This window comes from Nonomuraea sp. NPDC003707, from assembly GCF_053587055.1.
Map to the genome: position 1 here is coordinate 75,939 of NZ_JBSFNK010000001.1, position 23,991 is coordinate 99,929.

General features: G+C 71.1%; 15 protein-coding genes. 8 read left to right on the top strand and 7 right to left on the bottom strand.

Annotated features, from left to right (window positions below):
* The first annotated feature begins 73 nt into the window (after positions 1 to 73).
* From ACWDRB_RS00375 to ACWDRB_RS00405, 7 genes are all read left to right on the top strand, one after another.
* Positions 74 to 967, top strand: a complete 894-nt coding sequence (locus ACWDRB_RS00375; RefSeq protein ID WP_449891257.1) for an SDR family oxidoreductase — start codon at positions 74 to 76, stop codon at positions 965 to 967.
* A gap of 112 nt (positions 968 to 1,079) precedes the next feature.
* Entirely contained in the window at positions 1,080 to 1,658 is a 579-nt protein-coding gene (locus ACWDRB_RS00380; RefSeq protein WP_397365442.1) for a helix-turn-helix domain-containing protein, read from the top strand.
* Positions 1,659 to 1,691: 33 nt separating this feature from the next.
* Entirely contained in the window at positions 1,692 to 2,810 is a 1,119-nt protein-coding gene (locus ACWDRB_RS00385) for an ABC transporter substrate-binding protein (RefSeq protein WP_449891258.1), read from the top strand.
* A gap of 6 nt (positions 2,811 to 2,816) precedes the next feature.
* The gene (locus ACWDRB_RS00390; protein ID WP_185077486.1) at positions 2,817 to 3,692 is read left to right on the top strand and encodes an ABC transporter permease; all 876 of its coding nucleotides are present in this window, start codon (positions 2,817 to 2,819) and stop codon (positions 3,690 to 3,692) included.
* On the top strand, positions 3,689 to 4,483 hold the full coding sequence (locus tag ACWDRB_RS00395) for an ABC transporter permease (protein ID WP_192786195.1): 795 nt from the start codon (positions 3,689 to 3,691) through the stop codon (positions 4,481 to 4,483). Before ACWDRB_RS00390 ends, ACWDRB_RS00395 begins: the two co-directional genes overlap by 4 nt.
* Positions 4,470 to 5,603 (top strand): ABC transporter ATP-binding protein, encoded by a 1,134-nt coding sequence (locus tag ACWDRB_RS00400; RefSeq protein WP_363965239.1) that lies wholly within the window; start codon positions 4,470 to 4,472, stop codon positions 5,601 to 5,603. Before ACWDRB_RS00395 ends, ACWDRB_RS00400 begins: the two co-directional genes overlap by 14 nt.
* Positions 5,600 to 7,018: an NAD(P)/FAD-dependent oxidoreductase gene (locus ACWDRB_RS00405; protein WP_449891259.1), complete on the top strand. Its 1,419-nt coding sequence runs from the start codon at positions 5,600 to 5,602 to the stop codon at positions 7,016 to 7,018. The genes ACWDRB_RS00400 and ACWDRB_RS00405 overlap by 4 nt, the downstream gene beginning before the upstream one ends.
* 48 nt (positions 7,019 to 7,066) lie before the next feature.
* Here ACWDRB_RS00405 and ligD read toward each other — a convergent pair whose 3' ends face one another.
* The gene (gene ligD, locus ACWDRB_RS00410) at positions 7,067 to 8,269 is read right to left on the bottom strand and encodes a non-homologous end-joining DNA ligase (RefSeq protein WP_449891260.1); all 1,203 of its coding nucleotides are present in this window, start codon (positions 8,267 to 8,269) and stop codon (positions 7,067 to 7,069) included.
* Between the two features lie 79 nt (positions 8,270 to 8,348).
* The gene (locus ACWDRB_RS00415) at positions 8,349 to 11,543 is read right to left on the bottom strand and encodes a BTAD domain-containing putative transcriptional regulator (RefSeq protein ID WP_449891261.1); all 3,195 of its coding nucleotides are present in this window, start codon (positions 11,541 to 11,543) and stop codon (positions 8,349 to 8,351) included.
* Positions 11,544 to 11,597: 54 nt separating this feature from the next.
* On the opposite strand from ACWDRB_RS00415, the gene ACWDRB_RS00420 reads away from it, so the two are divergent.
* A complete protein-coding gene (locus ACWDRB_RS00420; protein ID WP_449891262.1) occupies positions 11,598 to 12,878 on the top strand; it encodes an FAD-binding oxidoreductase in 1,281 nt (426 codons plus the stop codon).
* 6 nt (positions 12,879 to 12,884) lie between these two features.
* Here the strand turns inward: ACWDRB_RS00420 and ACWDRB_RS00425 are convergent, their stop codons facing one another.
* The 5 genes from ACWDRB_RS00425 to pglY all read right to left on the bottom strand — a co-directional run bounded on the left by ACWDRB_RS00425 (position 12,885) and on the right by pglY (position 23,969).
* A complete protein-coding gene (locus ACWDRB_RS00425; RefSeq protein WP_449891263.1) occupies positions 12,885 to 13,634 on the bottom strand; it encodes a crotonase/enoyl-CoA hydratase family protein in 750 nt (249 codons plus the stop codon).
* A 163-nt stretch (positions 13,635 to 13,797) separates the two neighbouring features.
* Positions 13,798 to 15,912: a DEAD/DEAH box helicase gene (locus ACWDRB_RS00430; protein ID WP_449891264.1), complete on the bottom strand. Its 2,115-nt coding sequence runs from the start codon at positions 15,910 to 15,912 to the stop codon at positions 13,798 to 13,800.
* A complete protein-coding gene (gene brxD / locus ACWDRB_RS00435; protein ID WP_449891265.1) occupies positions 15,909 to 17,225 on the bottom strand; it encodes a BREX system ATP-binding protein BrxD in 1,317 nt (438 codons plus the stop codon). The genes ACWDRB_RS00430 and brxD overlap by 4 nt, the downstream gene beginning before the upstream one ends.
* Before the next feature lie 4 nt (positions 17,226 to 17,229).
* A complete protein-coding gene (gene pglZ / locus ACWDRB_RS00440) occupies positions 17,230 to 20,091 on the bottom strand; it encodes a BREX-2 system phosphatase PglZ (protein WP_449891266.1) in 2,862 nt (953 codons plus the stop codon).
* Positions 20,091 to 23,969, bottom strand: coding sequence for a BREX-2 system ATPase PglY (gene pglY, locus ACWDRB_RS00445; RefSeq protein ID WP_449891267.1), 3,879 nt, complete (start codon positions 23,967 to 23,969; stop codon positions 20,091 to 20,093). Before pglY ends, pglZ begins: the two co-directional genes overlap by 1 nt.
* Positions 23,970 to 23,991: the final 22 nt, after the last annotated feature.

Below are 23,991 nucleotides of genomic sequence, written 5' to 3' on the forward strand. Positions count from 1 at the left end.
CCCGCTTCGCAGGTCGCAGACGCTTTTACCAGATTCCTTGTCATTTCTAGGCATTCGCGGGTAGAGGGGCGTCATGCGCATTCTGGTCACGGGAGCAACGGGCACGCTGGGCGGCGCCCTGGTGCCCGCGCTGCTCAGGTCGGGCCACCGGGTGCGGGCGCTGAGCCGTACCAAGCGCGAGACCCGCGGGAACGTCGAGTGGATGTGGGGCGACCTCGTCTCCGGCAACGGCCTCGCGGAGGCCGTACGCGACGTGGACGTCATCGCGCACCTGGCCACCGGCGGCCGAAAGGGCCGCGGCGCCGTGGACGTGGCCGGGACGCGCAAGCTCGTCGCCGCCGCCCGCCAGGCGGGGTACCCGCACCTGCTGTACGCCTCGTGCGTCGGGGCCGACAGCGTGGCCAGCGGCCACCTCCGGCACAAGCTGGAGGCCGAACGGCTGATCTCGGAGAGCGAGCTGGGCTGGACGATCCTGCGCTCCACCCACTTCCAGCAGACGCTCGACCGGCGGCTGAGCGACTTCGAGTCGCTCCCCGTGCTCGCCGTGGACCGCTCGATGCCCTGGCAGCCGGTCCACACGGGCGAGGTGGCGGCCCGCCTCAACGAGCTGATCGCCGCGGGCCCCGCGATGGACGAGATCGAGTACGGCGGCCCCCAGGTGCTCAACACGGACGAACTGGTCAGGACCTGGCTGGAGGCCAAGGGCCTGCACCGCCCCTGCCTGCCCGTGCGCTTCCCCGGCAGCCTGTACGCGGCCCAGCGCGCCGGCGAGCTGCTGACCGACGCCGAGCCCAAGGGCCGGATCACCTGGCACGACCACCTCTTCCCGCAGCCGGTCGAGGTTTCCGACGACTTCGCCTCGGAGCACACCGCTTCGCCCACCAGCCCCGCCAACCAGCCGGAGCAGGACCCCGACCTGCACGTCTACGGAGGCGACGAGGGCTACGAGCGCCCCACCCGCGGCTGACTCCTTTACGTAGTCGTTACGTAACGCCCCCTTGATGGGCATTCGGCTACCTATGTACGGTCCTTTCATTGCCACTTAACAACTTGTTCAGTGCAGCCAATCGAGAGGTTCGATGACGGAGTCGGAGAACGCCCGCTTGGGTGCGCGAATCCGCGCCTACCGCAACATGCGCCGCATGACCGTGCGCGCACTCGCGGCGGAGGCCAGGGCGAGCGCGAGCTTCATCAGCCAGCTGGAGCGCGGGCAGACCAGCTCCAGCATCGGGATGCTCAGGCGAATCGCCTCGGCTCTCGGGCTCACGGTCGCGGATCTGTTCAACGAGGAGGACGAGGTCGGCCACCGGGTGGTGCGCCGCGACGCGCGTCCGGAGCTGCACACGGCTCCCGGCACGCGCAAGTTCCTGATCTCCCAGCGCCCGCTCCAGAACGTGGAGGTGTACGCCGGGGAATTCGATCCGGGCTCGTCCACCGGGGACGAACCGTACACCCACGGCGACTCCCAGGAGATCTTCCTGGTCATCCGCGGGCGGATCACTCTCTGGCTCGGCCCCAACGGCTCTGCCGCCGCACACGTGCTGGAGCCCGGGGACACCGTGGAGTACCGCACGTCGGTCCCCCACCGGATCGTCAACGAGAGTGACGAGACCGCCGAGGTCCTCTGGGTGGTCGCCCCACCTACTACATCCTCCTGAACCCCAGCTATACCTGCAACAAGGGGGTAACCCATGCCGAAGCACCCAGCGCGACTGGCCGCCATGGCCGGCGTCGCGGCTTCGCTCCTGCTCGCGACCGCCTGCGGAGCCGGCTCTGCGGCGCCCGCCTCGATCGACCTCGGGTCGGGACCCGCCAAGTCGGGCACGATCAAGAAGGACGCCCTGAGCGGCCTCAACATGACCTTCGTCTCCTACGGAGGCGTCTACCAGGAGGGCCAGCAGAAGGCGGCGGTGGACCCGTTCGCCCAGGAATCGGGCGCCAAGATCCTCCAGGACGGCCCGACCGACTACGCCAAGATCAAGGCCCAGGTCGACTCCTCCAACGTCACCTGGGACGTGATCGACGCCGACTCCATCTGGGCCGATGCCCAGTGCGGCAAGCTGCTCCAGCCGCTGGACTACGCGATCATCGACAAGTCCAAGGTCCCCGAGGGCCTGTCCGGCCAGTGCACCGTCCCGGCGATGCAGTACGGCATGGTGCTCGTCTACAACAAGGACAAGTTCGGCGCCAACCCGCCCAAGGGCTGGAAGGACTTCTTCGACACGACGAAGTTCCCCGGCAAGCGCGCCATCTCCGGCAACCCCGGCGACTCAGCGCCCGGCCCGTTCGAGGGCGCGCTGATCGCCGACGGCGTGGCGCCAGACCAGCTCTACCCGCTGGACGTCGACCGGGCGACCAAGAAGCTGCAGTCGGTCCGCTCCAACCTGGTCTTCTGGAAGACCGGCGCCGAGGCCCAGCAGCTGCTGGAGTCCGGCGAGGTGGACATGGGGATGGTCTGGAGCGGCCGGGCCTACGCCGCCGTCAAGAACGGCGCGCCGTTCCAGATCGCCTGGGACCAGTGGATGCCGATCATGGACTCGCTGGCCGTGCCGAAGAACGCCAAGAACCCGAAGGCGTCGATGGCGCTGATCAACTACTACCTGGGCGCTCAGCAGCAGGCCAAGCTGACGGAGCTGACCTCGTACTCGCCGATCAACACCGACGCCAAGCCGAGCCTCGACCAGACCGGCCAGGCGTTCCTGACCACCGCTCCGGGCGTCCCGGAGAAGGCACTCAAGATCGACTCCAAGTGGTGGGCCGAACACCAGCCGGAGATGATCGAGAAGTGGTCGGCCTGGCTCGGCGGCTGATCGCGGATGGCCTCCACCCTGCAGGCGGTCGCCCCGCCCGCCGCCGCCAGGCAGCCGGCGGACCCTGAGCGCCGCCCGGCGCTCCTGGTCCTGCCGGCGCTGGTGGCGCTCGCCGTCTTCTTCCTGTTTCCGCTGATCTCGATGGTGATCAGCGCGTTCACCGATCCGGTGCCCGGTCTGGGGAACTTCACCTGGTTCTTCAGCGAGTCCCAGAACCTGCGGGTGCTCGGGCGCACGTTCACCACCGCCCTGTGGGTGACGGTGGTCGCGCTGATCCTGTCGTATCCGTACGCGTACGCCATGACGATCGCCGGCACGCGGGCCAGGGCCGTGCTGACGCTGCTGGTGCTGGTGCCGTTCTGGACCAGCCTGATGGTGCGGACCTTCGCGTGGGTGATCCTGCTGCAGGACACCGGCGTGGTGAACGACCTGCTCGGGACCATCGGGCTGGGTCCGTTCAGCCTGATCCGCACCCAGACGGGCGTCGTGATCGGGATGGTGCAGCTGCTGATGCCGTTCATGGTGCTGCCGCTCTACGCGGTGATGAGCGGGATCGACCGGCGGCTGCTCACCGCGGCGGGCAGCATGGGAGCGCGGCCCGTCAAGGCGTTCCTCGACGTCTACGTGCCGTTGTCGCTGCCCGGAGTGTCGGCGGGGTGCCTGACCGTGTTCATCAGCGCGCTCGGGTTCTACGTCACGCCCGCGCTGCTCGGCTCCCCCACCGACGCGCTGCTCTCCCAGCAGATCTTCACGCAGGTCAACGGCCTGCTGAAATGGGGGCGCGGCGGCGCCATGGGCGTGGTCCTGCTCGGGCTCACGCTGGCCATGATCGCGCTGCTGGCGGTCACGCTGCGCCGCGCCGGGAAGAAGGTGACCGGATGAGCGCCCGGGTGGGACGCGGGGCGCTGTGGGCGTTCTGCGCGCTGGTCGGCGTCTGGCTGGTGGCCCCCGCGCTGATCGTGGTGCCGCTCAGCTTCACCTCGAAGGCGTCGCTCAAGTTCCCGCCGGACGGCTGGTCCACCCGCTGGTACGAGCACTTCTTCGGCGACCCGGCCTGGATGTCGGCCCTGTGGACCTCGCTCGAGGTGGGCCTGCTGGTCACCGTCGTCGCCACCACGCTCGGCACGGCGGCGGCGCTCGGCCTGACCCGGGCCAGGATGCGCGGGCTCGCGCTGGTCCAGGGGTCGATGCTGGCCCCGATGATCGTGCCCGGGGTCGTGCTGGCCATCGGCGTCTACGCCGTGTTCCTGAAGCTGCAGCTCGTCGGGACGCTCATGGGCTTCGTCATGGCGCACACCGTGCTGGCGCTGCCGTTCGTGATGATCCCGGTGACCGCGTCGCTGAGCGGGTTCGACCGGCGGCTGGAGAGCGCGGCGGCCAGCCTGGGCGCGGGCCGCTGGACCACCTTCCGCACCGTGACGCTGCCGCTGGTCGCCCCCGGCGTGGCCGCGGGCGCGCTGTTCGCGTTCGTCACGAGCTTCGACGAGGTGGTCGTCTCGCTGTTCATCCAGAGCCCCTACCTGCAGACCCTGCCGGTGAAGATGTACGCGAGCGTCACCCGCGAGACCGACCCGACCATCGCCGCGGCGGCCACGATGATCATCGTGCTGACCACGAGCCTCGTCCTGATCGCCACCTTCTTCGTCGCCAGGAGGTCACGTGCCCACCAGTAACGATCTCGCCGCCCGCGGCGCCGGCATCGAGCTGACCGGACTGACCAAGCGCTACGGCGACTTCGTCGCCGTGGACGACGTCTCGCTGTCGATCAAGCCGGGCGAGTTCATCACGCTGCTCGGGCCGAGCGGCTCGGGCAAGACGACCACGCTGAACATCATCGCCGGCTTCGACCACCCCACCACCGGCGAGCTGACCGTGGACGGGACCGCCATCGCCGCGACACCCGCCCACAAACGGGACATGGGCATGGTCTTCCAGCACTACGCCCTGTTCCCGCACATGACGGTCGCCGAGAACATCGCGTACCCGCTCAAACAGCGCAAGGTGCCCAAGGCCCGCCGCGCCGAGCTGGTCGCGGCCGCGCTGGCCACCGTCCACCTCGGCGAGTACGGCCACCGCTACCCGCGCGAGCTGTCCGGCGGCCAGCAGCAGCGCGTGGCCGTGGCCCGCGCCATCGTCTACAGCCCGCGCGTGCTGCTGATGGACGAGCCCCTGGGCGCGCTGGACAAGAAGCTGCGCGACTGGCTCCAGCTCGAGATCAAGCGCATCCACGGCGAGCTCGGCACCACGTTCGTGTACGTCACGCACGACCAGGACGAGGCGCTGGTGCTGTCGGACCGGATCGCGGTCTTCAACCGCGGCCGCATCGAGCAGGTCGGGCCCGCCGAGGAGCTGTACGAGCGACCCGCCACGCTGTTCGTGGCCCGCTTCCTCGGCGAGTCGACGATCCTGCGCGGCGACGTCACGCCCGACGGCATCGGCGTGTGCGCGCGGCTGCTGCGGGCGCCCGGCAGCCTGCCCGGCGGCCCGTCCGACAGCCTGGCCAACAAGGCGGGCGCGCTCGTCGTACGCCCGGAGCGGCTGGCCGTGCGCGAGGCGGGTTTCTCCCCCGATTCGGAATGGAACGCCCTGCCGGCGACCGTCACCGGCGAGATTTACCTGGGCTCCAGCAGGAAGCTGGAGCTGAGGCTGCCCGACGGCTCGTCCGCGCTGGTGCGCGAGCAGGCCGGCAGCCTCAGCGACGCCCGTGGCGGCGACGAGGTCACCCTCACGTGGCGCGTCGCCGACTCCGTCCTGCTGCCCGACTCGCCCGATGTGGAGGCTGTGCTCACGTGAAAGGCATCCCGCTCACCAAGGACTTCGCCAACGGCGGCGTCTCGTTCTGGTACCGGCAGATCGGCCTGCCGGACCGGCGTCCCCCGCTGCCGGGGTCGCGCTCGTACGACGTGGCCATCGTCGGCGGCGGCTACACCGGCCTGTGGACCGCGTACTACCTGAAGAAGGCCGAGCCGGGGCTGCGGATCGCGATCCTGGAGAAGGAGTTCGCCGGGTTCGGCGCGTCGGGGCGCAACGGCGGGTGGCTGTCGGCGGAGTTCGCCGGGTCGCGCAAGCGGTACGCCAAGGCGCGCGGCCGGCAGGCGATGATCGACCTGCAGCACGCGATGTTCCACGCCGTGGACGAGGTCATCGAGGTGACCCGCGAGGAGGCCATCGACGCCGACATCCACAAGGGCGGCCTCGTCCACGTCGCGACGAACCCGGCCCAGCGGCGCCGGCTGCGCGCGGAGCTCGATGACCTGCGTACCTGGGGGTACGGCGAGGGCGACCTGCGGCTGATGGACCGCGACGAGCAGCGCGAGCGCGTGCAGGTGGCCGGCACCCTGGAGGCCACCTACTCGCCGCACTGCGCCCGTATCCAGCCCGCCAAGCTGGCCGTCGGCCTGGCCGAGGCGGTCGCCCGGCTCGGGGTGGACATCTTCGAGGACACCACGGTCACGAAGATCATCCCGCGGCGGGACGGCAGCCAGGCGGCGGCGGTCACCACGCGCGGGGCGGTCACGGCGGACTACGTCATCCGCGCCACCGAGGGCTTCACCGCCTCGCTGGCCGGGCAGCACCGGCAGTGGCTGCCGATGAACAGCTCCATGATCGTCACCGAGCCGCTGCCGCCCGAGGTGTGGAAGCACATCGGCTGGCAGGGCAACGAGCTGCTCGGGGACGAGGCGCACGCCTACATCTACGCGCAGCGCACCGCCGACGACCGCATCGCGATCGGCGGGCGGGGGGTGCCCTACCGGTACGGCTCGCGTACCGACGTGCGGGGCGCCACGCAGCCGCAGACGGTCGCGCTGCTGTGGCGGATGCTGGTCAAGCTCTTCCCCGCGGCGGCGGACGCGCGGATCCAGCACTCCTGGTGCGGCGTGCTGGGCGTGCCGCGCGACTGGTGCTCGACGGTGCACCTGGACCACGCGACCGGCCTCGGCTGGGCGGGCGGCTACGTCGGCAGCGGCGTCACCACCACGAACCTGGCCGGCCGCACCCTGCGCGACCTGGTGCTGCGCCAGGACACCGAGCTGACGGCCCTGCCCTGGGTGGGCCGCCAGGTGCGCCAGTGGGAGCCCGAGCCCTTGCGGTGGACGGGGGTGCAGCTCATCTACGCGCTCTTCCGCGCCGCCGACCGGCAGGAGAACGACCACGGCACCACGACGTCGCCGTTCGCGCGGCTGGCGAACCTGATCTCCGGCCGCTGACGCGTCTCCCCTGGAGCGTGCTCAACGCTCCGGGGACCCGGCGCGCGCTCAGGGCTCCCCTGGCCCGGCGCCGCGCCAGGGGTTGTAGTCGACCTCCAGCGGCTCCTGCGGCGGCCGCTCGGCCTCCGGCACGTGCTGGAGGTTGACCCGGATGCGATACCACACGCTGCTGCGCCCCCGCATGCCGTCGACCAGCACGTCGGCGGGCTCCAGCCGGGCCGCGACCGCCGGATGGCGGGCCTTCCACCGCTCGAACCCGGCCAGCGCCTCCTCCTTGTGCTCCGCCCGCGCGATCTCGATGACGGGCATGGTCTGCTGCCGGCCCCCCGTGCCCTTGGGCGGCTTGGGCGCGGGCCCGAGCTCCTCGGCCAGCGCCAAGAGCCCGTCGAGCGAGCCCGGGTGCAGGTCCATGTCCTCCCACGGGTCGCCGGCCTCGGCCAGCCGCTTGGCCACGGTGTCGATCGTGAACGCCTCGGGGCGGCAGCCGGGCACCTCGTCCCACGTCAGCGGCGTCGAGACCCGGGCGTCGGGCACGGCCCGCACGGAGTAGGCGGAGGCCACGGTGCGGTCGTAGGCGTTCTGGTTGAAGTCGACGAACACGCCGTGCCGCTCCTCCTTCCACCACCGGCTGGTGGCCAGCTCGGGCGCGCGCCGCTCGACCTCGCGGGCCACCGTCTCGGCCGCCTTGCGCACCTTCGCGAACGGCCAGCGCCGCTCGATGCGGGCGTAGACGTGGAACCCTCGCGAACCGGACGTCTTGGGCCAGGCGACCAGCCCGTGATCGGCCAGCACCTCACGCGCCACCTGCGCGGTGGCCAGCACGTCGGCCCACTCGACGCCCGGCACCGGGTCGAGGTCGATGCGCAGCTCGTCGGGCCTGGACAGGTCGTCGGCGCGCACCGGATGGGGGTTGAGGTCGACGCACCCGAGGTTGACCACCCACAGCAGCTGGGCCAGGTCGGTGCAGACGACCTCCTCCGCGCTCAGCCCCGAGCGGTATTTCAGCTCGGCCACCTCGATCCAGTCGGGCCGCTTGGCCGGGGCGCGCTTCTGGAAGAACGCCTCCTGCTCGATGCCGTGCACGAACCGCTTGAGCACCATCGGCCGCCCGTGGACGCCCCGCAGCGCCGCCTCGCCCACGGCCTGGTAGAAGCGGATCAGGTCGAGCTTGGTGTGGCCGGACTGCGGGAAGACCACCTTGTCGGGGCTGGTGACGCGGACTTCGTGACCCGCGACCTCGATGTCAGGCATACGGTCACGATACGCGGGGCCACCGACAAGGCTCGGAGCACCGGTGCGGCGGGCGCCAAAGCTCAACGGGCGCGAAGGCTCAGGGTGCCAGCTCGGCGCGGCGGGCCTGGCTGCGCGACTCCAGGTAGGCCAGGCCGAGCTGCCGGTGCCTGGCGATGGCCGCCCGGTTGTGCTCGAGCGCCTGCTCCGTACGCCCGAGCCGGAGCGCGAGCTCGGCCAGCACGTCCTGCACGCAGCCCAGGGCCGCGCTGCCCGTGCCCAGGACGATGGGCTGGTCGGCGATCGGCAGCAGCCGCTCGTACATCTCCCCGGGGTCGGGGGTGCCGAGCTGGGCGGCCACCAGACCCCAGACCGGGAAGAAGAAGTCGGCCGACCAGTCCTCCCGCAGGTCCACGCCCCACCGCCCGAGGAGCTGCCGCGCCTGCTCGGTGCGGCCGACGTCCAGGGAGGCCAGGATGGCGAGCGGGCGCACCATGCTCATGAGCGGCTGATCGCCCGCGGCCACCAGCTCGTCCAAGAGCTCCGCCACCCGGCCCTGGCCGCGCCGGCAGGTGTAGAGGACGCCGAGGCGGCGGGCCTCCTGGCCCCACAGGCTCGCCCCGAAGGAGATCTTGGGGAAGTGCTCGGCCAGCGCCTCCGCCTCCGCCCATCGGCCGTGCAGGGCGTGGTCGGCGGTCTGCGCGACGCGGACCATGGCCTCCAGCTCGGGCCGGGCGACCTCGTGCAGCAGCTGCTCGCAGCGGGCCAGGTCCCTGCTCCACTCGGCCAGCTCGCCCGCGCGCAGCAGGCACGCCATGCGCAGCACCCGCGCCACCAGCCTGGCCTCCCTGGGCAGGCCGGGAATGGCCAGCATCTCCTCGGCCGCCGCCAGCCGCTCGGGGTTGCGGCCGGGTACGAAGCTCGCGATCACGTAGTTGTTGAGCGCCCTGGCCAGCAGCATGGGGTCGCCGGAGCGGCGGGCCAGGCCGACCGCGTCGAGCGCCAGCCGCTCGCCCTCGGCGCGCCGGGGGCCGTAGTGCAGCTCGATGCCGAGCGTGCCCAGGAGCGCGGCCCTGGACCGGTCGTCGAGGTCGCCCGCCAGGAGGTCCTCCAGGATCGCGACCATGTCCTCGTCCACGATGCCGTACGGTCGCCAGTTCCACACCGACAGGCCGCCGAAGACCGAGACCGCCGCCACCAGCGCGTCCCGGTCGCCGAGCCGCTGGGCCTGGGCGACGGCCTCGGTCAGGTCGCGGTAGGTGCCTTCGGCGTCGCCCGTGGTGCGCCGGGCCTGGCCCAGCTCGGTGAGCACGCGGCAGCGCTCGGGCGAGTCGCCGGGCGGCAGGTGGTCGAGCGCCAGCTCCCACAGCTGCACGGCCTCCTGGTAGCCGTGGCGTTCCGCGGCCTGCGCGGCGGCCCGGGTGGCGTACGTGACGGCCTTGGGCGCGCCGCCCAGCCGGGCCGCGGCGGCGAAGTGGCCGGCCAGGATCGCCGGGTCGGCGCCGGGCAGGGTCTCCAGGTGCCCGGCGGCCCGCAGGTGCAGGCGGGCGCGGTCGAGCCGGGTGAGGCCCTGGTCGAGCGCCTGCCGTACGAGGGCGTGGGAGAAGCGGTAGTCGGCGACCCCGGCCGGCATCTCGGCCAGCAGCCCGGCGGCCAGCGCGGGCTCCAGCCGCGACATGACCTCCTCGACGGGGCGGTCCACGAGGGCGGCCAGCAGGTCCAGCTCCACCTCCCGGCCCGCGACCGCGGCGGCTCTGAGCAGGTCCCGGGTGGGCTCGGGGAGGCGGGCCAGGCGGCGTTCGATGACGTCGCGGGCTCCGGGCGGGACGAGGTGGCGCTCGCGTTCGGGCAGGCGGAGCAGCTCCGTCAGGTAGAACGGGTTGCCGCCCGAGCGGTCGAGCAGCTCCTGCGGGTCGGCCGCCACGTCGCGCAGGCGCAGGTAGTCGCGCACGCCCGAGGCGTCGAACGGCGCCAGCGGCAGCCGGCGGCCCTCCCTGGCCAGCGCGCCCAGGGTCTCGCGCAGTTGCTCGGGGTGGTCGCCCGGCTCGGGCCTGAGCGTGGCCACGACGAGCGCGGAGGTCCTGGCCAGCTCGCCGGCGACGTGGCCGAGCAGCTTCAGCGAGGAGGCGTCGGCCCAGTGCAGGTCCTCCAGCACCACGAGCAGCGGGCCGGTCCGCAGCTCCGCCAGCACGGCGTCGTACAGGTCGAACAGCTCGGCCTGCGGGGACGGCGGGATCAGGCCCGCGCGGGTCCACGGCCAGAACGCGGGGGCCGTGCCGCCGTCGAGGCAGCGGCCCCACTCCACCCGGAAGCCCCTGGCCGTGGCCAGGTCGGCGACGGCCCTGGCCAGGCTCGTCTTCCCGATGCCCGCCTCGCCGGTGACCAGCGCCAGCCCGCCCCTGCCGTGTCGGGCCCGCGCCAGCAGCCCCTCCAGGACCCGCAGCTCGCCCTCCCTGGCCACGAGCCTGTCGGACCCCGGCCCTGCGGGAACGGGCGCGGGAGCGGGGTCCTGGATGTGCGCCGGGTTGAGCTTGGGGCCCGGGTCGAGCTCGGGCGCCTGCTCGAACACCGCCTGCTCCAGCCGCCTCAGCTCGGGCCCCGGCTCGATGCCCAGCTCGTCGGCGAGCAGGGCGCGCACCTTGCGCAGCGCCGCGAGCGCGTCGGCCTGGCGGCCCGCCCGGTACAGCCCGAGCACCAGCAGCCCCCATGCCCGCTCCCGGTACGGGTGCGCCTCCGTCAGCGCCTCCAGGTCGGGCACGCTCGCCTCTCCGAGCGCCAGCCGGGCCTCCAGCCGGTCCTCCTCGGCCACGAGCCGCAGCTCGTCCAGCCGCGCGGACGCCGCCGGCGCCAGATCGGGGAACTCGGCCAGCGGCTCCCCCCGCCACAGCGCGAGCGCCCTGTCGAGCGTCCGCGCGCCCTCCGCGTGCCGCCCCTGCCTGACCAGGCGCGCCCCGTCGGCGGCCCACGCGGCGAAGCGGCCCACGTCCGTCTGGCCGGGCGTGACGTCCAGCACGTAGCCGGGCTCGCGGGTGAGCAGCACCCGGGGCGGCGTGCGCGGCTTGCGGTCCGGCTCCAGCACCCGCCGCAGATGCGAGACGTACGCCTGCAGCGTCGCCGTGGCCTTGGCCGGCGCCTCCCCCGCCCACAGCTCCTCGATCAGCCGGTCGAGCGGCACGACGCGGCCGGGCTCGAGCGCCAGCCTGGCCAGGACCGCCCGCTGCTTGCGGGTGCCGAGGTCGAGCCGGTTGCCGTCGCCGTCGTCCACTTCAAGCGGACCGAACAGTCTGAACTCCACGAACCCCAAGTCAACCTCAAATACTTCCCAAGTGCCGAAACGCATGCTTGATCCATGAACGAACTGAAGAACTTGACCACCGGCCGCGTGCTCCTCCCCGGCGACGAGGGTTTCGACGAGGCGCGCAGGCCGTGGAACCTGGCCGTCGACCAGCGGGTGCGCGCGGTCGTCGAAGCGGCCGACGCCGACGACGTGGCGGCCGCGGTCGGCTACGCCCGCCTGCACGGGCTGGCGGTGACCGCGCAGCCGAGCGGCCACGGCGCCTCCGGCGACACCGAGGGCACGATCCTGCTGCGGACCGGCGGCCTGGGCGGAGTGGAGATCGACAACGGGGTGGCGCGCGTCGGCGCGGGTGTGAAGTGGGGCGAGGTGCTGGCGGCGGCGAGCCCGCTCGGGCTGACCGGCCTCGCGGGCAGCTCCCCCGTGGTCAGCGTGACCGGGTACACGCTGGGCGGCGGGCTGAGCTGGTTCAGCAGGAAGTACGGCTTCGCCGCCGACAGCGTGCGGGCCTTCGACGCGGTGGACGCCGGGGGCCGGCGGATCCGGGTGACGGCCGAGCGGGACCCCGAGCTGTTCTGGGCGCTGCGGGGCGGCGGCGGCGACTTCGCGGTCGTGACGGCGATGGAGTTCGACCTGCGGCCCGCCCCCTTCCTGTACGGCGGGCGGATCACGTGGCCGATCGAGCGGGCGCCCGAGGTGCTGGCCGCCTACCGCGAGGTCACCGCGACCGCGCCGGACGAGCTGACGGTCTGGTTCGACCTGCTGCAGATCCCCGGCGGGCCGGGGTTCGTCATGATCGACAGCACGTACCTGGGCCGGGACCCGGGCACGCTGCTGCGGCCCTTCGAGCTGATCGGCGGCGCACTCAGTGACAACCGGCGGCTGCTGCCGGTCGCCGAGCTGGGCTCCATCTGCGACGAACCCACCGATCCCCAGCCCGGCACCAGCCGGTGCGAGCTGCTGACCGGGCTCGACGACCAGGTGGCCGGCGTGCTGCTGGGCGAGCCGATCGACCCGATGATCAGCGTGCAGATCCGGCACCTGGGCGGCGCGCTGTCCAGGCCCGCCGACGGGGGCGGCGCCGCGGGGCACCTGGACGAGCCGTACCTGATCTACGCGATCGGCGCGCCCACCGAGGCCACGGCCGAGCGCCTGGAGCGGCTGGGCAAGGCGCTGGTGCCGTTCAGCAGCGGGCGCAGGCCGTACACGATGCTGCACGGTGGCGAGCAGGCCGCGGCGGCGTTCCCGAGCGAGTCGCTGGCCCGGCTCCGCGACCTCAAGCGCTCCCGCGACCCGCACGGCGTCATCCGAGCCAACTTCCCCGTGCTGGCTTGACCCTGCTCAGAGGCCGGTGAAGTCGCCGTGGCGGCCCGCGCCCGCGGCGAAGCGGGCGGCGCCGCCCACCGCGTCGGGCAGCGAGACGAGCCCGTGGCGCAGCTCGTTCCGCATCGCCTCCTCCTCGCCCAGCCCCTCCTGCTCCAGCGCCGACAGCCGGTCGCCACGCAGGCAGGTCTGCGGGAAGCGGGCGATCTCGCGGGCCAGCTCCTCGGCCTGCCGCCGGGCGGTGCCGGTCGGCACGAGCCGGTTGGCCAGCCCCCACTCGTACGCCTCCCGCCCCTCGACGGGCCGGCCAGTGAGGATCATGTCCATCGCCCGGGAGGCGCCGACGAGGCGGGGCAGCCGTACGGTGCCGCCGTCGATGAGCGGCACCCCCCACCGGCGGCAGAACACCCCGAAGACCGCTCCCTCCTCGGCCACCCGCAGGTCGCACCAGAGGGCCAGCTCCAGCCCGCCCGCGACGGCGTGCCCGGCCACGGCGGCGATGACCGGCTTGGACAGGCGCATCCTGGTCGGGCCCATCGGCCCGTCGCCGTCCTCGCCGACGTGGTTGTCGAGCGCCTTGAGGTCGGCGCCGGCGCAGAACGTGCCACCCTCGCCCCACAGCACCGCCACGGCGGCATCGGAGCCCTCGAAGTCACGGAACGCGGTCACCAGCGCGTCGGCCGTCTTGCGATCGACCGCGTTACGCGCCTCCGGCCTGCTGATCACCACGGTGGTGACCGGTCCCTCGCGCTCCACGCGTACGGTCATGCGGCCCTCCTCGGGGAAACGTGCGGATATTCCTCGGGGACCTGCCGAGCGTACGCTCATGCGACGGCCCCTGCCAGCAGCGCGCCGAAGTGGTCGCTCGCAGGCACATCATTGCGACGCAGCGGGCCCTGCTCGGCGCATCGGCTGGAGTGCGGGCGAACAGTCAGTGGCTGCCGAGATGCTGCAGGCGGACAGGCTCCATCAAAGCAGTCTTGGCGCCCTCGAAGTCCGCCAGACGGATGGCGACGGTCGCCACCGCCAGCCGTTCGGGGAGCACAGTCGCGAATTTGAGTCCTGTGACGGCCCGACGATCGACGTCGGGGAGAACGAGAAGTTCTCCGTCGCCGATGCTCGTCCTCGCCGCCTTCCAGACAGCCGGGGTGAGGTCTTGGCGGAGTCGTACCGCGAAATCGGTCGGCCGTTGTACCGGGTCGGCGATCGAAGGCAGCGTGGCGGCCAGAGTCGCATTGGCACGGTAGCCGGCCCAGGTCCACCAGCGCACATCCAGGCCATTCCTGGTGATCAGAGTTCCGCCGGGGTGCACGATGGCAGGGGCTTCTTCGCGCCAGTCCGCCAAGCAGGCCTGCGCCCGGCGGGTGAGCGACACCGGTGGGTCGGCGCCGAGCAGGACCTCTCGCATCGCGCGTGTCAGGGCGAACGGCAGGCCCGCGACGCCGCTGCCGGTCCACTTGGCCACTCCACCGCGGTCAGCCGGTTCGACGAAGGCTCGTTTGCGGGTCCAGTCGATGAAAGTGACCCGCCAGCTCTGGCCGCCCAGCAGCAGCAGGCGCGGGCCTTGCCGTTCTTCGGTCAGCACCGAGACATCGACCTGCCCGATCTCCCGGCGCCCGGCGAGTACGGTGAACTGAGGAGGCGCGGTGAAGGACGCGGTCAACTCGATGAAATGCCGTCTCCCGAACCGCTGCTCGGCCTCGGGACCGACGAACAGCATCCCGCCATCCTGGTCGAGGAAGCCGGTGTTCACCATGTGACGCAGGATGGGCGCAGCCGACCGGTCGAAGGGCGCCAACCCGTTCCATTCGTCTTCCCACAGCCGGTCCCCGATCCGGTGCTGCTGAAGAGCGACGGCGAGAATTTGCTGCGCGACCAGATGACGCGGCTCGGGTGGCGCACTCACCGGTTCCACCCAGCCGCGTCCCCACAGCAGCAGCAAGCCGGCGGCTTGCAGGAAAGCGTCCCTTCTGGTCGCGAGAAACAGGCAGTTGCGCACGCTGCCGGCGCGCCGCCCGGTGCGGCCGATACGCTGCAGGAAGGACGCGACACTGGCAGGCGCGTCGATCTGGATGACCCGGTCCAGGTCGCCGACGTCGATGCCGAGCTCGAGTGTCGAGGTCGAAACGATCACACAGTCGCGTGCTTCGGCGAAGGCCTGCTCCGAGCGGGCCCGTTCTTCGGCCGACAATGAGGCGTGAGAGAGGAACACCCGGACCTCGCGGGCGCTGAGCGCTGCCCCGAGTTGTTCGACCTGGCGCCGCGAGTCGCAGAACACCAGGCGTTTCTCGCCCCGGTGCAGCGCCGCGATCAATTTTGCCGCGTTGTCCAGCGAGCCGACGTAGTCGAGTTCGACCTCACCGGGAGGGTGACCTGAGGGCCTCGCTTCGGGCGCTACGACACGGCCGGTCCGCTTTCCGGCGCCTGCTCCCTGGAGCCAGGTCAGGAGCTGTTCGGGGTTGCCCACCGTGGCCGACAGCCCGATCCGCTGAATCGGGTGGCCTGCCAGCCGCTCCAGCCGCTCCAGTACGGCCAGCAGATGCCAGCCCCTGTCATCGGCGGCAAAGGCGTGGACCTCGTCCACGACGACCGCCCGGATCCGTCCGAGGAGTTGACCGTGATCGGTCTTCACTCCGATCAGCATGGATTCGAGCGATTCGGGAGTGGTCAGCAGGATGTCCGGCGGATCCGTCCTGATCCGTTGCCGACGCGACTGGGTGACGTCTCCATGCCAGACACCGGCTCGACGCCCCAGCCACTCGGCGTACGAGCCGATCCGCGGGGACAGGTTGTTGAGCAGCGCTTTCAGCGGACACAGGTAGAGCACCGACAGGCCGGTCCACCCGTTCCGCTCCATCGCCGACAGCAGGGGGAAGCACGCGGCCTCTGTCTTGCCCCCGGCGGTCGGGGCGAGCAGGACGGCGTCCTCGCCGTCCATCAGCGGTGTGATCGCGGCACGCTGCAACGGGCGCAGATCCGGCCAGCCGAGGGTGTTGACGACATGGTGCAGGACGACCGGATGAAGCCGATCCGCCACGTCCGTCATTCGACGTCCAGGTCGACGTCGTCCGCCGCGGCCACGAAATTGCGTTCGGTCTCGGTCAGCTCGCCCTTGGCCAGTGTGAGCCGGTAATGCAGGCGCGGGTCGAAGTCGTCGAACTGGTCGATGCGGTCGAGCACGTCCCCCACGAGCTTCTTCAGGAACAGGCGGGGCGCCACGCCGACCTTGCCCCCGAGCGCTCCGCCGACCGCGGACGCCAGGTCTGCGACGTAGGCGTCATCGGCTACCGTCTTGATCCGGTCCGAGGCGCCCGCGGCGTACAGATCGCGGATGGTGATGCCGAGGTCGACCAGCGACTCCAGGGTGAATCCGGGCAGTCTGAGCTGGATCGCGCGCGGGTTGTCGAAACGTGGATCGGTGGTGAAGTCGGTCGCCAGCCGCTGAGCGAGCGGAGCCAATCGCTGGACGCCCTGCTGGCCGTCGTAGAACGCCGGGGTGCCGGTGATCAGCAGGTACAGGCCCGGGAACCGGCCGGAGTGCACCTCGTCGATGAGTTGCCGCAGCGCGTTGAGCGCCTTGTCGCGGGCGTCAGACCGCACCCGTTGCAGGGTCTCCACTTCGTCGAGCACGACGAGCAGGCCGGGGTGTCCGCTGTCTCTCAGCACGGTGAGCAACCCCTGCAGGAATCCGAGCGCCCCGAAATGGTCAAGGTCTCCCCGCACGCCGGCCGTGCGGCGGGCCGCCGCGGCGACATGCGGCTGCCCGCCCAGCCAGGCCAGGATCGCGGCGGCGGTCGCTTCGTCACCTGCCAGCGACGCCGCCCGGTAGCCGCGCAGCGCCGTCGCGAAGGACGGCGCCTGCCTCGACACCTCGGCCAGCCGGGCCTCGAGCAGCTTCTCCACTGCTGCGGACAGCTCATCCTCACTCGCGCCCGCCGCCAGCGCGTCCTCTTCGAGCGCGTAGAACCAGGCGTCCACGATGGATCGCAGGGCGCTGGGCGGGAAGCTGGCGGTGGAGATCCGCTCGGTCAACCGCCGGTAGACGGTCTCCAGCCGGTGCAGGGGCGTCTCGCTTTCAGAGATCTGGATCTCCGAAACGGCGAAGTTACGCCGTTTCGCCCGCTCTCCCAGCCATCGCGCGAGGAACGTCTTGCCCGAGCCGTACTCACCGCGGACGGCCTTGAACACCGATGCCCCGGAGGCACAGGCGTCAAGCTCGGCATCGAGGGCCGATTCGAATCGGGCCAGCCCGGTGGCGAGCAGGTCCAGACCGCTTTCGGGTACGGCACCGCGCCGGAGCGCGTCGATCACCGCGCGCCGCCGCGCGCCGCTCACCTGTGACAACCGACCGTTACCCATCCCCTCAGTATCGTGCCAGCTCGAACTGCTCCTGGAGCAATCCGGTGTTCAGACGCAGGGTCCGCCCGTCCGGCAGCGTCTCCAGCACCTGCACGCCCTCATAGTTGAGCAGCTGACGCAGCACGGCTGCGAAGCCGTCGGCACGCGCGGTCAGGTAGCCGACGCGCTGGGCGAGCGCGGTGGACGGCAGCGTGCCCGAATCGAGCAGCACCAGGATCGCCGATCTGACCTTGTCCATGGGCGGCTTGCGGGCCAGCAGATTCACCTGCTCGTTGAAGATGTCCGATGCGAGAAGGGCTTCGACGAGCATGTCGTCGGCCGACCTCAGCTTGGGGGTGAGCAACGTGTCCTGCCCGCCCGCTTCCAGCACCACATCGAACAACGCGTCATGGGTCGGCTGCGGGACCTTCGTACGCTTGGCCGGCTTCTTCGGTTGGGGAGCCGTCGGCGGAGTCACCGCGGATGGGGTCGCCGCCGGTTGCCGCAACGACCACCAGCTCGGATGCTGGTCGCCGAGTTCCCTCCATCCCTTGGGAGGTTCGGCGCCGAACGGCAGGAAGGCCAGAACCGGAATGGTCACCTCGGCCGGCGAGGCACCGCCGTGGTAGCCGGCCTTCTGCGAGGTGTAGCGGGAGTCGGCGTCCCACAGAGCCACGATCGCGCCATCGGTTTCCGGCCACACCACCCGCGGCCCGGACAGCAGAACCTCCGCATCCAGCAGGTTGCCGCCTGGCCTCCGATGACGGGCTGAGTCGACGGCCTCGCCCACGGCCTTGGCGCCATGGCGGTCCACGACATGCCCATGATCGCTTGTCATGATCACTGCCATGCCCTGGTCGGCGGCAGCGCGGAGCAGCTCACGCAGCATGCCGATCTGGTCGAGCCGCCAGGCGCCGTCGCCGAGCTTCTGCTCCTTGGCGAGCCGGTCATCGATGGTGTTCAGCACCACGGCGACATGGGTCTGCGGGTCGGCGAGCGCGTCGGCCAGCGCGGGACCGAAGGAATCGCCGGCGGTGCCGCCACGCAGGTCGTCCTTGTGGAAGACGGCAGCCGGCGCTCCGCCCCAGAACCGGTGGGCAGGAAACAACCGCTTCTCGTCCGCCTGTGTCCCCCTCATGAGCTTGCCCGCGAAAAGAGACGTCCGCGACACGGCGGTCAGCGTGGGAAGTGCGGCGGCCATGGCTCGGCGTCGCGGCTTGTCCTGAGCGTCGGCGAGGGGATCGTATTCGGCCCAGTGCCTGCGTAGTTCCTCACCCAGCTCGCAGGCGATGGCCGCACTCATGCCGTCCAGCACCAGAAGGAGGATCCGGCGTCCGGTCTTGGCGGCCACCACCGGCCGGACGACCCGGTGCAGGAAGGTCTCGACGGTCAGCATGGAGCCGGGGTCGGTGCCGGCCGAGGTCCAGCCGGCCAGAGCCGTCGCGAATGAACGGTCGACGGCGTGCCGCCGCTCGCGTACGCGGACGCCCAACGTGTCGTAGACGGCCTTCACCGACGGCTCAGGGTCCCCGCCGGATTCGAGGTGCTCCAGGGCCTGGTCCACCCAGCCGGTTTCCGTGACGTGGCGTTGTACCGCCGCGGCGACGGTCTCCGTCTCCTCGGCGGGGTCGGTGGCCAGCCACTGCGTCAGCCGCTGTGCCATCCGCACGCGATCGATCCGTACCCGCGCGTCCGCATCGGCCGCCAGCCGATGATCGTCCAGTTCCTGCATCGCTTCCGCGATCGCTTTCGGTTCCTCGCTCGCCAGGGCCAGGCCGGCCTGTGCGAAGCGCGCCTTGAGCCCCGAAGCCAGGATGGGGCTGGCCGCCGCCTGTGCGTCCGCGCCGAGCCGGTGGCTCAGTGCCTCGGCTCGATCCAGCACCATGGTGGAGATCCGCCGCGCGCGGCGTGCCCGCTCCTCGTCCGGGTCGCTACGGCTGACGCCGAGCAGCACGGTGACGAACTCCTCGCACGCGCGCCCGAACGCCATCGCGAGCACGTCCAGCGCCTCGCCCGCGGCGGGCGGATGCTCGCCGAACCACCTCTCGGCCCGCCCGCGCCCCCGGTGGCTCTGCGCATCCGCTTCCGCATGCTGCCAGAGGGCCGCGCACACCAACCCGAACGGCACGGCCTCGGCACCATGCTCGGCAGCCACCAGGGCCCGGAGCGCTCTCCCCGCCGCCCCTGCCTGATCGTCCTCACCGAGGAAAGCAGCCAGCCCATCCCGCTCCGGCGCGCGCAAGGCGAGCAGTGTTTCCGGGCCTCCGGAACTGAGCGACCACGACAGCAGGGCGTAAATGTCCAGGTTGTCGCCGAACAGCTGGTCATGATCCGTTGCGTAACGCCCGAGCCGGAGCCGTCGGGTCGCGAGTTCGGAAAGCGCGACCCGGCGGGGGAGCAAGCCTCCGGCCACCTGCGGCCAGCCCCCGGGCGGGGTGGCATCCAGGAGCGCTTCCGCCGCCCAGTTCGCCTCCTGCAGCCCGGGATCGATCCCGTCCGCGCCGAAGGCCTGCTGCACCACGTTCCACCGGTCGACGGCCTCGACCCGCTGCTTGTGCACCCGGGCGAGGATCGCCGGATCGAGCTCGGACTGTTCGCGATCGGTCAGCACCACGAGCAACGCGGGAGCCTCCTCGCCCGCGCCCAGGTGGTCCAGGACGAGTTCGTGCACGGCGAGCGGCGAGACCGCGGTCGCCACCCGCGCCCGCTGCCCCGACGCCCACGTCACCTCGGCAGGGCCATCCCATTGAGGGTCGGACCGCAGCACCACGACTCGGCGCCCGCGCTCCAGCGCGGCCGGCAGGGAGGTCTGTGACGTCAGGTACTGGGTGACGGTCGAGGCGCTCAGCCGTACCGTTCCCGGCGTCGCGCTGCCAAGGACGCTCATCAGTCCACGACCCGCCAGGTGATCTCGACGGCGGTGCCCGGCGGCAGGGCGGCCAATTCCTCCCGGAGGTCGGCCACCGCCCTGGCCGCAATCGTGCGCCGACTGCCAGACCTGCGCTTGCCCTCCACCGGCACGGGCGGGTGGCTGCTGCCCCCGGCCAGATCGACGTTGTCGGGTCCGGGCACGGGCGGCTGCGGCTTGGGCGGAGGCGGCGGGTCGGCCTGGTTGCGCTTGATCAGCGCGGTGATCTCGCGTCTGGTACGGTCCAGCGCCTCGATCAGGTCGGCCGTGCGCTGATCCGCACGGGCGACGCCGCGCAGGGACTCGAGCAACGCGTGGCCTTCCGTACCCTGCCCTGAGGCGAGGTCCAGCGTGTCCCATGAGGCCGCGGCCAGCGCCTGGGCCACCGCATGAGCCTTCGTGATGGAGGTGCCGTACCGATCCGGGCTCACTGGCCCGAGGTCGACGCGAGCGAGCGTCTCGATCGTCTTCTTCGCCGACGTGGCCCCCGCCCCCGCCCGTCCCGTGGCCACCAAAGACTTCAGCAGGTCAAGCGACTTTCGGGCGATCATCAGACGTCCCGACTCGTCCGTCTCGTCCAGACCGAGGAAGGCGGCATGCTGCTCCAACTGCTCGACCAGGGTGGTGGCGGCCTCCTGCTGCCTGCGGGCAGCCTCCAGGATCTGCCGGGCGAACTGGTGCACCATCCTTCCGCGGCGTAGCGTCGGCGCCTTCTCCCCGAAGATCGCCGCGAATCGCTCTTGCGCGGTGGCCCAGTCGTGCTCTCCGGGAAGCGGCTGGCTCCGCAGGGCGTCACCCTGCTTGATCTGGGCGAGCTCGGGCGAGGGATCGAGCGGCACTCCGCCGCGCACCCACACCCTGTCGTCCATCTCGGCAAAGGAGGCGGCGACCAGGTTGGCCAGGAATGGCTCCAGACCCATGGGGTTCGGTCTGTCCATCCAGTCTGTGAGGTGGATCAGGCTGAGGTCGCCCGTGACTCCCTCGGTCTGCGCCATGCGCCGGAAGTGGTCCGCCCAACGCTGGGAGAGCTCGAAGTACGCCTCCTTCTGCTGCCCAAGGCCCAATGGACCGGCCACCCGCTCCACCAGCTTGCGTTCCTTGGCGGGGACTTCGGCCTGGTTGTCACGGGCTTCCGCCGCGGCCCGGACATAGGTGAAGACCGTTCTGGCGTCCGCCGGCTTGACGGGGACCCTGCTGCCGTCCGGGTCGAAGTCCGGGTGGGCGGGAAACTGCGAGGCCAGTGCCTTGGCCACGATCTCCCTGAGGGCCTCGTGCATCGACTGGCCGAGCGAGAGCTTGAGACCATGGACGTCGCGCAGGGACATGAGGTGCTCGTCGAACCCTCCCTCGACGTCCGTCTCCATCTGCATGGCCAGGCCGTACGCCTGCTTGAAGGCGGGCTTGAGGTTCTTGAGCAGCGCCTCCAGCTGGCTCTCCAGCAGCCCCTTCGCCCTGGCCCGGTTGTCAGGGCTGAGATGAGCGGCGTACTGCGTGGCGAACCGGTTGTCGTCGGCGAGGGCCTTGTCGATGATGACCAGGCGCTTGAAGTCGTCCATCCGCTGGGCCGACAGATGGCAGGGGATCCAGGCGAGGGTCCTGGTGCGCTCGCGCTGCCGCTCAGCGAGACGTTGCAGCCGGTTGACGTCTTCTCTGGGCCCGTAGCCGTTCTCGTCGAACGGCAGGTCGACGACGATCCGCCACTGGCCGTCCACCTGCGGTTGCAGATCGTGATCGAGCAGTTCGTCCTCGTCGGCGATGTTGCCGAAGACGACCTCGGCCGTGCGGCTGGAGCCACGCCAGACGAAGCGCAGCTCGTCGGCGCCCAGCCGGGCGTCGCCGTGGTCGATGCCGAGCTCGTCCATGAGCAGCTTCTTGGCGAGCGCGATCCGGTTGCCGGGGTTGTTGTTGACCGCCGCGTTGGCGATGACCGTGTCGACGTCGATACCCGTGAGCTCCAGCCGGACACGGGCGGTGGGCCCCGTGCCGGACTGCTTGATCTCGGGGAAGCGGGCCGCCCACTCCGTCACCTTGTTGGCGATGATGCCCACCTCGCTACCAGGGATCGGCGCCGTCACCGAGCCGTGGTTGAGCGCGCCGAGGCGGCGGATCGTCAGGTCGCTCAGCGCCGACGCGCTCGGCGCCAGCGCCGACAACAGCAAGGTGCAGACAAGCTGGTTGTCGCCGATGAACACCTTGCAGCGCTGCGCGAGCTGCGGGTCCGCGAGGGTCTCGGGACGGTGCAGGAACTGCTCGACGTCGTCCTCGGTGACGCCCGCGGAAGACAGCAGGTAGGGCCGCATCTTGCCCCTGTACAGCTTGTCGGCGGCCTCGAAGACCACTTTCAGGCTGTCGACGAACGGCTTGTCGCCGCCGTCGGCGATCACCGGGTAGAGCTCCCCCACGGGAACGAGCTGGCCCAGCCGGAGATCGTCTCGGTGGTCGGCGAGCAACTGGCCCATGAGCTTCAGGCCTGTGCGAGAACGCTGCAGGGCCGAGGAGATGTGCACCAGAGTGTCCATGAAAGCGGGCGAGAACGGGTAGGTGAGCCGGAAGGACTCCTCGTCCGCCCCTGTGGTGCCCTGATCCGAGCCGAGCAGGGTGTCCCACACCTGCGGGCCTATCTTCTTGGTCAGTGCGAACGCCGCATCGACCAGGTGTTCCTTACCCGGATCCGCCTTGAGCAGGCGGGAATGCGCGATCTGCGGGAGGTTGCGATCCTCCAGAGCGATCTTGTCGAAGCGTCCGGAGGCCAGGCTCAGCGTGTCCTGGATCGACGCCTCCGCCGCGCCCGCGTCCAGCTCTTCACCGACCAGCTCCCGCAGGTCGCGCTGGCGCGCGATGAACGAGACGACGGGGATGGCCCGCCGCTCGTCACTGCCCTCGACGAAGTTGGTGATCTTGCTGGCTTCGCGGGCGACGAACTTCTGGTCGTGGATGAGCGTGGCGAGCCAGAGGATCAGCTCGTCCAGGAAGAGGATCAGCCCGTGGTAGCCGAGAGACTTGGCGTGCTGGGCGATCACGGACAGGCCGGCGTCCAGGGAGATGAAGCCGTGCTCGTCCTCGGCCGCGTTCTGCGCGAAACCGGGGAGCAGGCTGGTGCTCGCGTCGTGAACCAGCTTGGCGCGCAGTTCCGCCGGGGTGGTGGGATGCACCAGGTTCAGGGCGTCGCCTCCGTCGTGCGACTCCTCCGCGGCCAGCGCCTGGTCCAGCAGCTCGGAAGTCCAGGCGAAGGACTCGCCCCACTCGTCTTCCTCGCTGTCGACCCCACCGCCCAGGCCGTTGATGACGGCGTCGTCACCCATCTTCGCCCGCATTGCCCGAATGTCGGTGAAGAGGGAGTCCGTCCGGTAAACCTGCGGTGTGGGCGCCTCGGGATGCAGCTTCTTGATGTGGCTGACGTAGCCGCCGAGCACCCTCTGCTCCATGGCCTTGGCACCCAGCATGTGGTAGGGCACCAGCAGGAACTTCTTGCCGTCGTTGACCAGCCACTCATGCTTGGTCAGCACCTTGTCGAAGTCGCCCATGGCGCGGGCGGTCTGGTTGCCGCTGAGCAGCGCGTACAGCACGGCCATGAAGTGCGACTTACCAGCACCGAACGATCCGTGCAGGTAGGCCGCCTTGGACGTGTGCCCGTCCAGCGCCGCCTTGATCAGGTCCAGCGCCTCTTCGAAGTTCTTCTGCAGGCGCTCGGTGACCACATAGTCCCTCAGCGCATGCTCGGCGCCCTCCGGAGTCACCGCCTCGGCCAGCCGCAGCACGAAGTCTGAGGTGGAGATCGACTCCTTGATGTCGATCACATCGCGGAGCAACGGCTGCTGGGCCATGGGGGTGCCAACCTCTCCTTCGCTGCTGTTCACGAGTCTTCCCTGATCGCCGCGC